General features: G+C 56.7%; 12 protein-coding genes. 4 read left to right on the top strand and 8 right to left on the bottom strand.

Annotated features, from left to right (window positions below; all coding sequences use genetic code 11):
- Positions 1-39: 39 nt before the first annotated feature.
- The 8 genes from putA to WG219_04705 all read right to left on the bottom strand — a co-directional run bounded on the left by putA (position 40) and on the right by WG219_04705 (position 11,375).
- Positions 40-3,984, bottom strand: a complete 3,945-nt coding sequence (putA, locus tag WG219_04740) for a trifunctional transcriptional regulator/proline dehydrogenase/L-glutamate gamma-semialdehyde dehydrogenase (GenBank protein ID WXL26793.1) — start codon at positions 3,982-3,984, stop codon at positions 40-42.
- Between the two features lie 398 nt (positions 3,985-4,382).
- Positions 4,383-5,441, bottom strand: a complete 1,059-nt coding sequence (locus tag WG219_04735) for a chemotaxis response regulator protein-glutamate methylesterase (GenBank protein WXL26792.1) — start codon at positions 5,439-5,441, stop codon at positions 4,383-4,385.
- Entirely contained in the window at positions 5,441-5,941 is a 501-nt protein-coding gene (locus WG219_04730) for a chemotaxis protein CheD (GenBank protein ID WXL26791.1), read from the bottom strand. The genes WG219_04735 and WG219_04730 overlap by 1 nt, the downstream gene beginning before the upstream one ends.
- Complete coding sequence (locus tag WG219_04725) at positions 5,938-6,780, bottom strand: protein-glutamate O-methyltransferase CheR (GenBank protein ID WXL26790.1); 843 nt, start codon at positions 6,778-6,780, stop codon at positions 5,938-5,940. The genes WG219_04730 and WG219_04725 overlap by 4 nt, the downstream gene beginning before the upstream one ends.
- Before the next feature lie 6 nt (positions 6,781-6,786).
- Positions 6,787-7,299 (bottom strand): chemotaxis protein CheW, encoded by a 513-nt coding sequence (locus WG219_04720; GenBank protein ID WXL26789.1) that lies wholly within the window; start codon positions 7,297-7,299, stop codon positions 6,787-6,789.
- A gap of 10 nt (positions 7,300-7,309) precedes the next feature.
- The gene (locus tag WG219_04715; protein WXL26788.1) at positions 7,310-8,944 is read right to left on the bottom strand and encodes a methyl-accepting chemotaxis protein; all 1,635 of its coding nucleotides are present in this window, start codon (positions 8,942-8,944) and stop codon (positions 7,310-7,312) included.
- Positions 8,945-8,967: 23 nt separating this feature from the next.
- Positions 8,968-11,064 (bottom strand): chemotaxis protein CheA, encoded by a 2,097-nt coding sequence (locus WG219_04710; protein ID WXL26787.1) that lies wholly within the window; start codon positions 11,062-11,064, stop codon positions 8,968-8,970.
- Complete coding sequence (locus WG219_04705; protein WXL26786.1) at positions 11,061-11,375, bottom strand: STAS domain-containing protein; 315 nt, start codon at positions 11,373-11,375, stop codon at positions 11,061-11,063. The genes WG219_04710 and WG219_04705 overlap by 4 nt, the downstream gene beginning before the upstream one ends.
- 215 nt (positions 11,376-11,590) lie before the next feature.
- On the opposite strand from WG219_04705, the gene WG219_04700 reads away from it, so the two are divergent.
- From WG219_04700 to WG219_04685, 4 genes are all read left to right on the top strand, one after another.
- Positions 11,591-12,076: an LEA type 2 family protein gene (locus tag WG219_04700; GenBank protein WXL26785.1), complete on the top strand. Its 486-nt coding sequence runs from the start codon at positions 11,591-11,593 to the stop codon at positions 12,074-12,076.
- Positions 12,077-12,160: 84 nt separating this feature from the next.
- Complete coding sequence (locus WG219_04695; GenBank protein WXL26784.1) at positions 12,161-12,502, top strand: zinc ribbon domain-containing protein YjdM; 342 nt, start codon at positions 12,161-12,163, stop codon at positions 12,500-12,502.
- A 266-nt stretch (positions 12,503-12,768) separates the two neighbouring features.
- Positions 12,769-13,293: a molybdopterin-dependent oxidoreductase gene (locus WG219_04690; protein WXL26783.1), complete on the top strand. Its 525-nt coding sequence runs from the start codon at positions 12,769-12,771 to the stop codon at positions 13,291-13,293.
- Positions 13,274-14,866 carry a GGDEF domain-containing protein gene (locus tag WG219_04685; protein WXL26782.1) on the top strand — a complete coding sequence of 531 codons (1,593 nt, stop codon included), beginning with the start codon at positions 13,274-13,276 and terminating at the stop codon, positions 14,864-14,866. Before WG219_04690 ends, WG219_04685 begins: the two co-directional genes overlap by 20 nt.
- Positions 14,867-14,869: the final 3 nt, after the last annotated feature.

Raw genomic sequence — 14,869 nt, 5'->3', positions numbered from 1 at the left:
GTTTAACAAAAACCTGTGACAGCACCGAGACAAAAGCCCTTAACCGATGGTCATCAGGCTGGCGTTACCACCAGCGGCTGCGGTGTTTACACTCAGTGCGTGCTCAATCAGCAGACGCTCCAGCGGAATATCCGTTTCACCCTTGTTCAGACCATGCACTGCAATGATTGCGCCTGGACGCTTGGCCGCCAGTTGGCAGACCTCACGCAGCTGGTCGGAATCACCGTGGTGCAGCACCGCTTCAAACGCCACCTCAGTATCGGCCCACTGGCTGACCAGGGTGATCCGATCCTGCACGGGTTTCGGCAGTTTTGCGTACAGCTCACGGGTGACAGTCGACTCCTGCCAGACCACTTCACAACCCACAGCCAACGCAGCCGCCAATTGCACCAGCAGATCGCTGCGCTCATCGGCCAAGCCCAATACGCGCTCACGCGGCATCAGGCTGTAGGTATTGCGCTCACCGGTCGGGCCTTGCAGTTCCTGGACTACACCGCTCAGGGCCAGCTCATCAAACTGCTTAAGCGTCGCGGTCAATGCAGGCTCGTGTTGCTCGCTCCAGCTCAGCAATGCCTGGATTACTTCACCGTGGGCCTGCGGACGTTCACGCTCAACATTGCTGCCTTGAGTGATTTGTTTGCTGGCTGCGTCTTGCGGACGGGTCGACAACAGACGGTACATGTACAGCGGGCCACCGGCTTTAGGACCCGTACCCGACAGGCCTTCACCACCAAACGGTTGTACACCCACCACAGCACCAACGATGTTGCGGTTAACGTACAGGTTGCCGACTTTGGCGGTGTCCACCACCTGGGCGATGGTCTCGTCGATGCGGGTGTGCACGCCAAGGGTCAGGCCATAACCGCTGTCGTTGATTTGCTTGAGCAGGCCGTCCAGATCAGCGCGGTTATAGCGAACCACGTGCAGCACCGGACCGAAGACTTCACGCTCCAGCTCATCGAAGCTATCCAGCTCGATCAGGGTCGGCACAACGAAGGTGCCGTTCTTGATTTGGTCACCTTTAACGCGGGCCAGCTGATGCACCTTACGGCCTTTAGCGCGCATCTTCTCGATATGACGGTCGATGTTGCCTTTGGCTTCTTCGTCGATAACCGGGCCAATGTCTGTGTTCAGACGCTCTGGATTGCCCAGGGTGTATTCGGCCATGGCGCCCTTGAGCATGGTGATCACGCGATCAGCCACGTCGTCCTGCACACACAGCACGCGCAGGGCTGAGCAACGCTGACCGGCGCTGTCGAAGGCAGAGGCAACCACATCAACCACCACCTGCTCGGTGAGAGCCGAAGAATCGACGATCATAGCGTTGAGACCGCCGGTTTCAGCAATCAGCGGCAGCGTGCGGCCCTGGGCGTCGAGACGACCAGCCAGACCACGCTGGATGATGCCCGCCACTTCGGTAGAACCGGTGAACATCACGCCACGCACACGCTCGTTGCCGGTCAGGCCAGCACCAACAGTTTCACCATTACCCGGCAGCAGCTGCACCGCACCGGCCGGTACACCGGCTTCAAGCATGATGCGGATAGCTTGGGCGGCGATCAGCGGGGTTTGTTCGGCAGGCTTGGCCAGCACGGTATTACCGGCAGCCAGAGCCGCAGCGATCTGGCCACTGAAAATGGCCAGCGGGAAGTTCCACGGGCTAATGCAGACAACCGGGCCCAGCGGGCGATGGGTGTCATTGCTGAAGTGATTACGCGCCTGAGCCGCGTAGTAACGCAGGAAGTCCACGGCCTCACGCACCTCGGCGATGGCGTTGGCAAAGGTTTTGCCCGCTTCACGCACCAGCACGCCCATCAGTTGCTGCATCTCAGCTTCCATCAGGTCGGCAGCACGTTCCAGCACGGCTGCACGCTCAGCAGGCAGCGTGGATTGCCAAATCTGACCGCTGGAAACGGAGCACAGCACAGCGTTCTCAACGTCCTTAGCGGTTGCTTCGTGCACATAGCCAACGATGTCGCGGTGGTCGGCTGGGTTGCGCACCGGCAGGGCTTCGCCCGGCTCAGAGACGTCGCAGCCGAGCATTGGGCCAGCCTTATAAACCTGATTGGCGCTACTCAGCAGGGCCGAGGACAGCGAGCCCAGACGGTGTTCGTTAGACAGGTCGATACCTTCGGAGTTAACCCGTGCATCGCCATACAGCTCTCGCGGCAGTGGGATACGCGGATGCGGCAGGCCGACCTGGCCTTCCTGCGCGGCCATCTGCTCAACCTGCACAACCGGGTCTTCAACCAAGTCTTTGAGGGAGATGCTCTGGTCAGCAATACGGTTGACGAAGCTGGTGTTCGCGCCGTTTTCCAACAGGCGGCGAACCAGATAAGCCAGCAGGGTTTCGTGGCTACCCACCGGTGCGTAGATACGGCAAGGACGGTTGAACTTACCGTCAGCTACCTTACCAACGACCTGCTCGTACAGCGGTTCGCCCATGCCATGCAGGCACTGGAATTCGTACTGGCCCGGATAGTAGTTCTGCCCGGCAATCTGATAGATGGCCGACAGGCTGTGGGCGTTGTGGGTGGCGAATTGCGGGTAAATCGCTTCCGGCACCGCCAGCAGCTTGCGGGCGCAGGCGATGTAGGACACGTCGGTGTACGGCTTGCGGGTGTAGACCGGGTAGCCTTCCAGACCCTCAACCTGAGCGCGTTTGATTTCGCTGTCCCAGTACGCGCCTTTCACCAAACGAATCATCAAACGGTGACGGCTGCGCTTGGCCAGGTCGATCACATAGTCGATCACATACGGGCAGCGCTTCTGATACGCCTGAATCACGAAACCGATGCCGTTCCAGCCTGCCAGTTCCGGGGCAAAGCACAGGCGCTCAAGCAGGTCGAGGGAGATTTCCAGACGATCCGCTTCTTCAGCGTCGATGTTGATACCGATGTCGTACTGCTTGGCCAGCTGAGTCAGCTTGAGCAGGATCGGGTACAGCTCATCCATCACGCGGTCATACTGGGCACGGCTGTAACGCGGATGCAGGGCGGACAGCTTGATCGAGATGCCTGGGCCTTCGTAAATGCCGCGACCGTGGGAGGCCTTGCCGATGGCGTGGATCGCCTGCTCGTAGGAGGCCAGGTATTTCTGTGCATCTTCCTCGGTCAGCGCGGCCTCGCCGAGCATGTCGTAGGAGTAGCGGAAGCCTTTGCTTTCCAGCGTGGTAGCGTTGGCCAAGGCTTCAGCGATGGTTTCGCCAGTGACGAACTGCTCACCCATCAGGCGCATGGCCATGTCCACACCCTTACGGATCAGCGGCTCACCGCCTTTGCCGATGATGCGGTTGAGGGAGGTCATCATGCCGCTTTCGTTATGGGTCGACACCAGCTTGCCAGTGATCAGCAGACCCCAAGAGGCGGCGTTAACAAACATCGACGGGCTGTTGCCCAGATGCTGGCCCCAGTTGCCATTGCTGATCTTGTCGCGGATCAGGGCATCGCGGGTGGCTTTGTCCGGGATACGCAACAGGGCTTCGGCCAGGCACATCAGCGCCACACCTTCCTGCGAAGACAGGGAGAACTCTTGCAGCAGGCCTTGAACCAGGCCCTGACGGCCACCGGCGCTCTTCTGATTGCGCAGTTTCTCAGCGATGCCCAAGGCCATTTTGTTGGCAGCTTCGGCGGTTTCCTGCGGCAGGCGGGCCTGCTCTAACAGCATCGCCAGCGCTTCTGGCTCAGGGCGGCGGTATGCCGAGGTGATGGCGGCACGCAGAACAGACTGCGGCAGGATGCTTTCAGCAAAGTCGAGGAATACTTGCAGACCTTGTTCGCTCAGGGCCTCCAATGGCTCTTCACCAGCAGCAGCGGCAAGCCCCGTCATCTCAGCAGGGGTCAACCCGGACTCCAGCTGCTCCAGATACGTGAAGATCGCCTGCTTGATCAACCAATGCGGTGTGCGGTCGATCGACTGAGCGGCCAGTTTGAGGCGCTCACGGGTTGCTTCATCCAGCTTTACGCCAAGGGTAGTGGTAGCCATTGGTCCATCCTGTTCTGGGTCGTGCTCTAAAAAGTGGCGAGAGATTAACTCCCAATAGCGGCAAGGTGCAACTAGGTGCAACCCCATGATATCCAGACAAAACGTACTACTTTGGTCGAACAACAACCTGCTCAACGGGTCTGGGACGGGGCTCAGGGGATTATGCGTAGCAACCAGGTGCAACCCTTTTAACGTTCACCCACTCAGCCCCACTAGAACCTCACTCCCAGATTGCTCGACGACCGGTTGTCTGGCCGCACACTGTCATTCAGCAAAGCACATGAAGTGGCCATCTGCCTGTGATCCGACAGGCTGCTGGCGAGAAAAACCGGCCGTCGATTCAACAGCGCAACCCCAGCCAGAAACGGGTTGGACCGCTGGGCGTTTTCGTACTAAACCTAAGCCCAGCTCAACAGCACAGAAGGAATGTCGTGCAATGCCACGACCTGCTCAACCGCCCCTAATTTGATCGCCTCTTTGGGCATACCGAAGACCACGCAACTGGCTTCATCCTGGGCGAATGTCCTGGCTCCGGCCTGCTGCAACTCCTTAAGGCCCAGGGCCCCATCAGCGCCCATACCGGTCAACAGGAAGGCCATGACATTGCTGCCTGCCGTAACCGCGGCCGAGCGAAACATCACATCAACCGAAGGCCGATGCCGACTGATCAGCGGTCCATCTTTGACTTCCGCGCGCAACTGCTCGCCGTCACGCTTGATCAACAGGTGCCGCCCCCCGGGTGCAACGAGTGCCAATCCCGGCCGCAGCAGATCACCCGTGACTGCTTCGCGCACTTCAATGCTGCATATGGCATTAAGACGCTCTGCAAAGCTGCTGGTGAACTTCTCTGGCATGTGCTGAACAATGGCAATCGGCGGGGCATTCGCAGGCAACTGGCCGAGGATATATTCAAGTGCTTGAGTGCCCCCGGTTGAGGCTCCCATCAACACAATCCGCTCAGTGCTCAACTTGCCCTGACACACCAGCGGTTTCATCAGGCGTTGCAGGTCTGCTGCATCCGTCAGAGGCCGAGCCTGAGTGAATACCGGGCTGCCCACCTTGGCCTTGGCCGCCGTACGGATGGCACTGACCAGTTGTTGTGCACTGTCTTGCAGAAAACTGCGCAGGCCGATACCCGGTTTACCGATCACCTCCACGGCCCCGGCCGCCAGCGCCTGCACACTGGTGGCTGATCCCTGCGCTGTCAGCGTTGAACAGATCACCACCGGGGTGGGTCGGGAGGCCATGATCTGTCGCAGAAAGGTCAGCCCATCCATGCGCGGCATTTCCATGTCCAGCAAGATGACATCCGGCCAGTCGCTGTTCATTTTCTGCATGGCTAGCAGCGGGTCCAGTGCCGTCCCGATAACCTGGATATCCGGGTACGGCGCCAACAGTTGCTGCATGGTTTCACGCATAACAGCCGAGTCATCGACAATCATCAGCCTGATCGCCATCAGCGCTTCACCTCAGCCACGTTAGTCTTCACCGCAGCCCCACGCCGCACCCAGACGTTGCCACTGGCCAACTCGAAACGTACATAACGGTAACCGTGGCCTCCCAAGTCCCGCGCCAATACAGGCAAGTTACGCGATGCCAGCAGGCGCTCAGCAAAGACAACATTCTGCGCAGCCACATCCAGCCCTGGCAGCGAGGGGCGCCCACTGAAGCTCCTAGCCCCACCGAATAATTTGTAGACCGCCTGCTCGGCGCTCAAGCCTTGTCGCTGAGCCTGCTGAATCAACCAGCGCCAGGCCTGATCACCATAACGCCCATCCACTCTTCCATCCGGATTGCAGCCCGATGCTGCCGGAAGCTGGAAGTGGCACATGCCACCCACGCTTAATCCTGGATACCACATGACAATGGCCACACATGGGCCAAGCAAGGTTTCCACCGCCACATCCCCGCCGCCAAAATACAGCTGGCCAGGGTTAAGAAACACGCGCTCAGTCATGGGCCCAACCTGCGGTAAATCGAGGTGCTGACTTGCTGCAACGGCAAGCGGTGCTCGTACAACGCTTCTGAGTGCCCCACCAGCAACCACCCTCCAGGCTTAAGCCGCTCGACCACATGTTCAAGCACGCGCTGCTTGGTTTTAGGATCAAAGTAGATCAGCACATTGCGCAGCAAAATCAGGTCAAACGGCCCCACCCCCGGCACCTTCTGATTAAGGTTCAGCTGGACAAACCCAACCTGCCGACGCAGCTCCGCCGCCACAAGAAACTGCCCCTGATACGCGCCCTGCCCCTTGAGGCAATAGCGCTTAAGGTAATGCAGCGGGATGTTCTTACTGCGCGCCAACGGGTACAGCCCTCGCCGGCCGCAATCCAATACATGGCGGCTGATATCACTGGCCAGCACACGCCATAAAAGCGGGTGGCGTGCCTCGTGCAGCACCATGGCCAGGGTATAAGCCTCCTCCCCGGTCGAGCAGGCTGCACTCCATACGTTGAAGTCCGTCTGTTTAACGTATTGCGGCAAAATCACCTGGCGCAGAAATTCAAAGTGCTGGGGCTCTCGAAAGAAATAGGTTTCGTGGGTGGTGATCAGATCAATCGCGATCTCCAGCTCTTCCGCCCCCTGAGGTGACAGCAAGAACTGATGGTATTCCCGGTAGCTGCCAATGCCCAGAGCGCGTAAACGCTTGCCCAAGCGTCCGCGAACCAATGGCTGTTTGACAGGCAGCAGCTGGATACCAATGCGCTCATAGAACAGCACCTGCAACTGGCGAAACTCATCCTCACTCAGGGTGATTTGCTGGCTAAAACCCGCATCCTCCAGGACATCGGGCATGATGATTTACGCCCCATGCAACGAAGCGTGGCCGACTAACGCAGCCAGCTCGCCCAGTGACAGCACACGCGCCGCATCCAAGACCACAATAAACTGCTCATCATGGCGCAGAATGCCGGCGATAAAATCGGAACGTACCTTCGCCCCGAAACTCGGTTTGTGCTCCAACTGATCAGGCCGCACCTCCAGCACATCATTAACGGCATCCACCATCACGCCGATTAACTGCAACTGCTCTTCCTGCATCACCTCAACGATCACAATGCACGTGCGCCGTGCGACCACCATTCGCTCACGCCCCAAGCGCAGCGAGAGATCCAACACCGGCACCACGGCTCCCCTGAGGTTGATCACCCCGCGCAGAAAGTCAGGCATCAGGGGGATTTCGGTCAGCCCGTTAAACTCAATAATTTCCCGCACCTGTTCGATAGACAAGGCAAAGCGCTCCTGCCCAAGCATCATCGTCAGGTACTGTTCGGGGGCTTGCGGCTCCTGGGTATCGCCAGGCAATTCACTCATGGCTTACGTCCTAGAAGCGGGTAAATGTCGATTCATCAATTGGCTCATCGAGCACTTGCCGCAAGTCGTTGCGTTGTAACAGCGCACCGCTGCGACTAACGTTCACACCTGCGCTGCTATAGTTCTGCCGCACAATGCGATTACTGATTTGGAAGAACTGGATCATCTCCTGCAGCTGCATCGCTTGATTGCTCATCTGCTCGGCTGTTGAAGACAACTCCTCAGAGGCCGATGCATTAACTTGAGTGATTTGCGCCAGTTGCCCCACCGCCATATTGATCTGCTCAAGCCCTGCATTCTGCTCCCGCGATGCCGCTGAGATTTCCTGCACCAAATCAGCCGTTTTACCAATCGAAGGCACCAACTGCTCCAGCAGTTTTCCAGCACGCTCGGCCAAGCCAACACTGTCGGTGGCCACCGCCCCGATCTCCTGCGCGGCTACTTGGCTGCGCTCAGCCAGCTTGCGCACTTCAGCCGCTACCACCGCAAAACCTTTGCCGTGGTCTCCGGCGCGTGCAGCTTCGATGGCAGCATTCAGCGCCAGCAGATTGGTCTGGTACGCGATGTCATCAATGATGCTGATTTCATTGGCGATCTGACGCATGGCCGTGACCATTTCAGCCACCGCCGCCCCGCCCTCCACTGCATCCTTGGACGACTGGCTGGCAATGCGATCCGTGGTGGTGGCGTTCTCACTGTTCTGAGCCACCATGGCGGAAATCTGCTCCACTGAAGAGCTGGTCTCCTCCACGCTGGCGGCCTGTTCTGAGGCGTTCTGGCTGAGCGCCTGGGATGAAGCCGCCACCTGCTCCGAGGCGGATGCCAAGGCGTCTGAGGTCATGCGCACATCGGCCATGATGGTGCGCAGTTTCAGCACCATCTGCTGCAAGCTAAACAGCATGCTGGTCTGATCGCCGCGACGCAGCTGCATGTCTTGGGTCAAATCGCCTGCCGCGACCCGTTGCAACGACTCCATAGCAATGTAGGGTTCACCGCCCAGTTGCCGGATCAAACTTCGGGTGATCATAAACCCAAGAATGGCAGCAACCAGCACACTCAGCAGCATGGCGCCAATGGAGAACGACATCAGCCATTCGTATCGAGCCTCGGTGCGCTCGTACTCACTCTTAGCCACCTGAAGTTGCACATCCACCAACTGATTGAAGCGCTCTGATACCGGGTCAATGGTCTGGTACAACTCTCCCCGGATGAACCCCAGTAAAGCAGCCTCATCTTTGTTGTCGAAAATCTGTTCTAACCTGGTGGTCGCTTCACGTGCCTTAGCCAGCAGAGGCCGGGCCTCATCTACCAACTGTTGCTCGTTGCCTACCAAGCTGGTGGAGGTGTAGTGCTGCCAGCTCTGATCGATAACAGCCTCAGCGTCTGCAAGCCTGCGCATGCCCGACTCCCAACTAAGGGCACCGATATGCACCTTGTGGCTGGTATCAACGATGTTGACGGCATAATTATCGGCGATCATTTTCAAGTCACGCAGTGGCACCACGCGGTCACTGTAGACCGTGTGCAGGCCATTATTCGCAGCCCGCATACCCATTATTCCAAGCACGCCAATCAAGACCATAAACAGGATCAAAACCCCTGCCAGCAGGATCAGGCGTGTCGCCACTTTCATATTGTCGAACATAGCGCTCTCCTGTTTTCCGCGTGTTACCGGGCGCGGTCAGTTGGCTGTGCTAGCCCATCCGCCATTGCGTTGGCTCGTTTGATCAACTGAGCCACATCCAATATCAAAGCCACGCTGCCATTCCCCAGAATAGTTGAGCCACTGAGAAAGGCGTTTTGAGCGAAGAGCTGCCCCAGCGGCTTAATCACCGCCTGCAACTCTCCGACCAGTTGATCCACCACAATGCCGGCGCGATTACTGCCGTACTGCACCACCAACAGGCTCTCGCGCACACCCTCAGGCGCAGGCTTGCCAAATAAGCTGCGCAGCCGCACAAAAGGCAGCCCCTCACCACGTAAATCCAGTAGATCGTGCCCCCTGACCTGCGTGCTGAGATCCACACACTCGACGACCTGATCCAACGGCAGGACAAAGGCTTCCCCAGCCACCTGCACCTGAAACCCCGCGATAATCGCCAGCGTCAGGGGCAACCGCACCTTCACCGTCGTCCCTTGCCTGGGCTGACTGGAAACCTCCACGTCCCCCCGCAGCTTCTCAATATTGGTGCGCACCACATCCATGCCTACACCGCGCCCAGATAGGTTGCTAACGGCATCAGCGGTGGATAAACCAGCATGAAATATCAGCTCGAAGACGTCTTGATCCGTCACGGCCTGATCAGGCTCAAGCAGGCCTTTCTCAAGCGCCCGCGCAAAAATACGTTCGCGATCCAGACCGCGGCCATCATCGCTGACCTCGATCACCACACTGCCGGATTCCTGATAGGCGTTCAGACGCAAGAGGCTTCGAGCGGGTTTGCCAGCAGCTAAGCGTTCGCTCACCGGCTCCACGCCATGATCAATAGCGTTGCGCACCAAATGCATAAGCGGATCGGTGAGTTTTTCCACCATGGACTTATCCAGCTCAGTCTCTGCACCGGTGATCTGCAACGCTATGTTCTTACCCATTTCCCGGCTTAAATCGCGCACAACCCGTGGGAAACGCTGAAACACTTCACCAATCGCGACCATGCGCAGTGCCAACGACACATCACGGATGTCCTCCACCAATGCACTGACCACTTCAGCAGCTTCGTACCGGGCCTGATCCCCCCCGAGCCGAGCCGGTCGGGCGGCAGCCTCTGCAATGACCAACTCCCCCACCAGATTGATCAGCTCATCCAGCTTGCTGACCTCCACCTTGATAAACCGCTGCTCGGCGCTACCCAGCCCCGGCTTAATTTGATCAACCGAGGCAATCACGTCAGGCACCATGGCCACTACAGGTACAACAGGCGGCACCCGCACTTGAGCTGCCTCGTCAGCGTTTAATGCACCGCTGGCGATGAGGACGTTCAGCAGATAATCCGCATCCTCCGGCAGGCTCTCGATCAGCTCGCGATACGCCTGTAATGGGCTGTGCGGCGGCACGATGCGTAACTGACAGTGTTCACGGATGAACTCGAACACACCCTCTACGGCCTCTAAACCCGCCTCGGTCTCAAACTCGATCTCGTAACCCAAGTAGTTCTGCTGGGGATCAAAATCAGCCCCCTGTGGAATTGATTTAGTCAGGGTATGCACATGGACGATGCGCCCCAATTCACCCAGGTAGCGGATGAAATGAATGGGCTCCAAGCCCTTACGCAACACATCTGGCGATGGGCGCAGTGAAATATGCCAGCGGGGTTGTTCATCGGAGCCAGCCGGGGAATGCGCAGCAGGTGGCGCGGGTAACAGCTCAACGGTTGGATTGATCAGATACTGATTCAGCTGATTCAGCAGGCGCTCCCGGGTCACCGGGTCAGGGTCATTGTGCTCGCGGCGCTGCTCGACCTCATTGACCATACTGGCGATGTAATCGCCCCCGGCCAGCAACAGCGGCAACAGATGCACATCGAGCGGCACATCCCCGCCACGCACTTGCTCCAAAACACTCTCAAGGGTGTGGCAAAAGCTGACCAGATTATCCAGCGCAAACAGCCCTGCCGAGCCCTTGATTGTGTGTACCGCCCGGAACACAGCGTTGATGTGCTCCGTGTCATAGCCATGGTTTTCCAGCTGAAGTAAGGCCGCGTCCATTTCGGCCAACAGCTCCCTGGCCTCCTGAACCACCACTGAACGAGCCTGATCAAGATTCATGCAGCCACATCCGTCAGAGCCAACTCATCACTCAGGTTAAGCAGCTGTAAGACCTGCGAAATAGCCAGCGAAAAACCTATCCATTGCAACGGAACTCCTTTACATACAGCCTCACGCTGAACATGCAAAAGCACTTGCAGCGCGCTGCTGTCAAAGTCGAGCACATCCATCAAGTTCAGACGCAGACTGGCGTTATCAGCGAGTAATGCCATTAGTTGATCACGCAACGTATCGGCACAGTCCAGCGTCAACTCACCGGAGATTTCGAAAGTGGGCACGTCTGCATCGTCCCGTTTGTGGATAACAACCATGTCAGCCACCTCCCCCTGCACGGACATGCAATGTTTAGTTATGTGAAAACTATAGGTCAGCCTTGCGCTGTCAGCGAATCAGCACCTTGGCGTGAGGCAGTCAGTACAGGTGCTCTGCCAGGGTCTTAGAGACCAAGTCGTTGCCCACTGCCGGGCAACATTGGCATCCTCGTGCGGTCTTCTATGCTTACTGCACATTCAAACGGAACCTGAACATGCCTTTTCTGCAACCCCGCTCACTGCTCACCCTATGCCTGATTACCTTGATGAGCCTGCTCAGTGCCTGCAGCACGCTGACACCCAGCGACCCGCCGCGCATCCAACTGGTCAATGTTGAACCCTTGCCAGGAGAAGGGCTGGAAATGCGCTTTGCCATCACCCTGCGGGTGCAGAACCCGAACGACCGAGCAATCAGCTTCAACGGTATAGCCCTGGACTTAAAGGTGAACAACCAGCCACTGCTTAGTGGTGTCAGTGACCAGAGCGGCGAAGTGCCACGCTACGGTGAAACCCTGGTGAGAATCCCTCTTACCCTTTCAGCCTATTCGGCATTGCGCCAAGCATGGGCGGTGAGCAATAACCCGAACCTGCAAAAAGGCTTGCCCTATGAGCTCAGTGGCAAGCTGGGTGGAGGCCTGCTCGGCACTGTCAGATTCAAAGAAAAAGGGCTAATGGACTGGCCGCAAACCCCAGCTCGCTAGGCTTGTGAGCGGGTTACGGGCTAAATGAGACAAAACCTTATATAATATGCGGCCTTTTTCAACGGAACACACAAGGACACAACAGTGAGCACTTTGCCACCCTGCCCCAAATGCAACTCCGAATACACCTACGAAGACGGCACTCAGCTGGTCTGCCCGGAGTGCGCGCACGAGTGGTCGGCCACTGAAACCGCCGACGCTGGCGATGACGTCAAAGTTATCAAAGATTCTGTCGGCAACGTCCTGCAAGATGGTGACACCATCACCGTGATCAAAGACCTCAAAGTCAAAGGTTCGTCCCTCGTAGTCAAAGTTGGCACGAAGGTTAAAGGCATTCGTCTGGTAGACGGTGACCACGACATTGATTGCAAAATTGACGGCATTGGCGCAATGAAACTCAAATCCGAGTTTGTGCGTAAGGTCTGATCCGCTTCAGTTCCTTAAACCCCGCTACGGCGGGGTTTTTTGTTCCATTACAAAAAGCTTCCAATATCCATTTGCCATTAAAAAATACTCAACAGACTTTACCCTCTGCCTGACTAGCGGCCATCTATTTCTGCGCTAACCTTCAAATGAAGTCTCTCGGAACGATGTATCCAAACACCGGTTACACCTGACCGGGAGGGACAATCTACATAAGAACATTCAGGTCCCTGCATGAACCGGCGCGACTATAAGAGGCAGCATCAACCATGAGCCCCTGTGCCCTTGCCCGCTTTTTGGGTATTTCAATTCTCCTAAGCCTGTTTAACACCACTTCAGCCACTGAAAGCCCTACAACCACAGCTCGCCCTAAAACACTGCTAACGCTGGTGTGGCACGACACCCAAGGCATCGTAAATAAAAACAAATTGGTTCTCTCGCAACTGGACGCGTTGCCACAAATAAAAAGAACACAGCAGCTGCCCTCCCCTTTGGGGATACCAGGCCGTCATGAATGGCAAGGTGTCAGCCTGCACGAGTTGCTGAAGCTCAGTGGAGGTACGGCCAAATCAATACGGGTCATGGCCTTAAATGGTTATTTCGCTTCGATACCACTCTCCGATGTACAGCAGTTCGATCCGCTACTGGCCTACCGGCGTGACGGACAAAACCTGACGATCAGAGACAAAGGTCCTTTCATTTTGGTTTACCCATTTGACGACTTTAACGAGCTGAACCAACAACTTTATATAAACAGGTCGGTCTGGCAGATACATGAAATCCATTTTGAATAAGTATCCGCCTCTACGCAGGCTTAAACGTGTCATTAGGGGGAGCTGGCTGGCAGAGGGCTTACTGCTGTCTGTCATTCTGATGATCGTCATCACGTTGGTAGCACTGCGCATTGCCCAGCTGGAGATGAATGCCCTCTCTCGCCCACACCAAAGCACGGATCGTTGGAAGATCACCAACATCGCCTTGGAGCTGCACCACCTCGACCACCTGGCCCTGGAGGCCGTAAAAGCCCCAACGACAGATGCATTGGATGAAATCACCATGCGCCTGGAGGTACTCAGCAGCCTGCTGATGGAAGAAGAGGCCGAAAAAAACGCCCCGCAAAGCCTGCTGTTCTCGCTGACAGAATCAAGAAGCGTACTGGAAAAGCTCAGGACCCAGATTGATCAATGGGGCTACATAATCGCCAATACAGCAGATACCCATGCAACAGTCAGGGAGATAGCAGAGAACGTCTGTGACTTGGCAGAAGAAATGCGCGCAGCTGTTATGGCTGTACACGTTGCCAGCTCAATGGAACAGGACAAAGTTCGAGTCAATCAGTACAACCGGCTGGCCATGCTGAACTGGATTCTGATCCTATTGTTGATCGGTATCGCAGCTCTAGTCATCAAGTTGATCTTGGACAGGCAAGCCGCGAAACGCATGTCCAACCACCTCGCATTAGTCAATAGACGTCTCGAATTCCGGGTCAATCGGCGCACTCGACAGCTGGCAGAAAGTAAAGAACTGCTACGTTTCATTCTCGATGCCAGCCCTAGTGAAGCGGCCTTAGTGAGTGCCGACACTGGTGAAGTGTTGTTTATCAACAAGACCTTGCTTGATCGAATGGACCTGAGCACGCCGCCGGAAAAGCTCTTTTTGAAATCCCTCTTGGTGGACCGCCTGCAAGGGCAACAGTTTATTGATGAACTGGAGCAATACGGGCGGGTGGACGATCTGCAAACCCAGATAATGCCAGGCAAACCGTACTGGAGTTCGCTGTCAGCGAAACTGGTGGAAATAGAAGGCAAACTGGCCCATTTGCTCTGGGCCTTTGATGTCACTGAACACCGTAAATTGCTGGAGATGCTCGAATCCCAGGCCAACACAGACTCCATGACACAACTCTACAACCGTCGAGCGTTCTATCGAGCGGGCGAGAAAATCATCGACAGCTGCAAACGCTATAACCACTCCTGCTGCTTGCTGATGTTGGATATCGACCACTTCAAACGGATCAATGACACCTACGGCCATGCTTCAGGTGATTTAGCCATTCGCGCCGTCAGCGACGTCTTACGTAGCAACCTACGCGATGCTGATGTGATCGGCCGCATAGGTGGAGAAGAGTTTGCCGTGCTGCTGCCCCATACCGACCCTCAGCAAGCTGAAGACAGTGCCGAACGTATTCGTGCGGCCATCAAGGCACAGGCGTTGGGCGACGGACCACGGCCTTTCAACATCACCATATCTATTGGTGTCGCCGTATTCGACCCGGTCGAGACTGAAACCCTTGAACTATTACTGATCAGGGCAGACAAGGCACTTTACAAAGCCAAGCAATCCGGCCGCAATCGCGTGGAGACCTAATCA

The organism is Pseudomonas mendocina (assembly GCA_037482215.1).
GTDB classification, from domain to species: domain Bacteria; phylum Pseudomonadota; class Gammaproteobacteria; order Pseudomonadales; family Pseudomonadaceae; genus Aquipseudomonas; species Aquipseudomonas mendocina_E.
The sequence above is the reverse complement of the archived record's forward strand: the minus strand, read 5'-3'. Positions and strand labels throughout refer to the sequence as shown.

What these genes read in the sequence shown, in the direction of transcription:
- WG219_04730 (WXL26791.1), bottom strand. Translation starts at nt 5,941, where the DNA reads ATGACTGAGCGCGTGTTTCTTAACCCTGGCCAGCTGTATTTTGGCGGC.
- WG219_04710 (WXL26787.1), bottom strand. Translation starts at nt 11,064, where the DNA reads ATGAATCTTGATCAGGCTCGTTCAGTGGTGGTTCAGGAGGCCAGGGAG.
- WG219_04690 (WXL26783.1), top strand. Translation starts at nt 12,769, where the DNA reads ATGAGCCCCTGTGCCCTTGCCCGCTTTTTGGGTATTTCAATTCTCCTA.
- WG219_04715 (WXL26788.1), bottom strand. Translation starts at nt 8,944, where the DNA reads ATGTTCGACAATATGAAAGTGGCGACACGCCTGATCCTGCTGGCAGGG.
- WG219_04700 (WXL26785.1), top strand. Translation starts at nt 11,591, where the DNA reads ATGCCTTTTCTGCAACCCCGCTCACTGCTCACCCTATGCCTGATTACC.
- WG219_04725 (WXL26790.1), bottom strand. Translation starts at nt 6,780, where the DNA reads ATGCCCGATGTCCTGGAGGATGCGGGTTTTAGCCAGCAAATCACCCTG.
- WG219_04685 (WXL26782.1), top strand. Translation starts at nt 13,274, where the DNA reads ATGAAATCCATTTTGAATAAGTATCCGCCTCTACGCAGGCTTAAACGT.
- putA (WXL26793.1), bottom strand. Translation starts at nt 3,984, where the DNA reads ATGGCTACCACTACCCTTGGCGTAAAGCTGGATGAAGCAACCCGTGAG.
- WG219_04720 (WXL26789.1), bottom strand. Translation starts at nt 7,299, where the DNA reads ATGAGTGAATTGCCTGGCGATACCCAGGAGCCGCAAGCCCCCGAACAG.
- WG219_04735 (WXL26792.1), bottom strand. Translation starts at nt 5,441, where the DNA reads ATGGCGATCAGGCTGATGATTGTCGATGACTCGGCTGTTATGCGTGAA.
- WG219_04705 (WXL26786.1), bottom strand. Translation starts at nt 11,375, where the DNA reads ATGGTTGTTATCCACAAACGGGACGATGCAGACGTGCCCACTTTCGAA.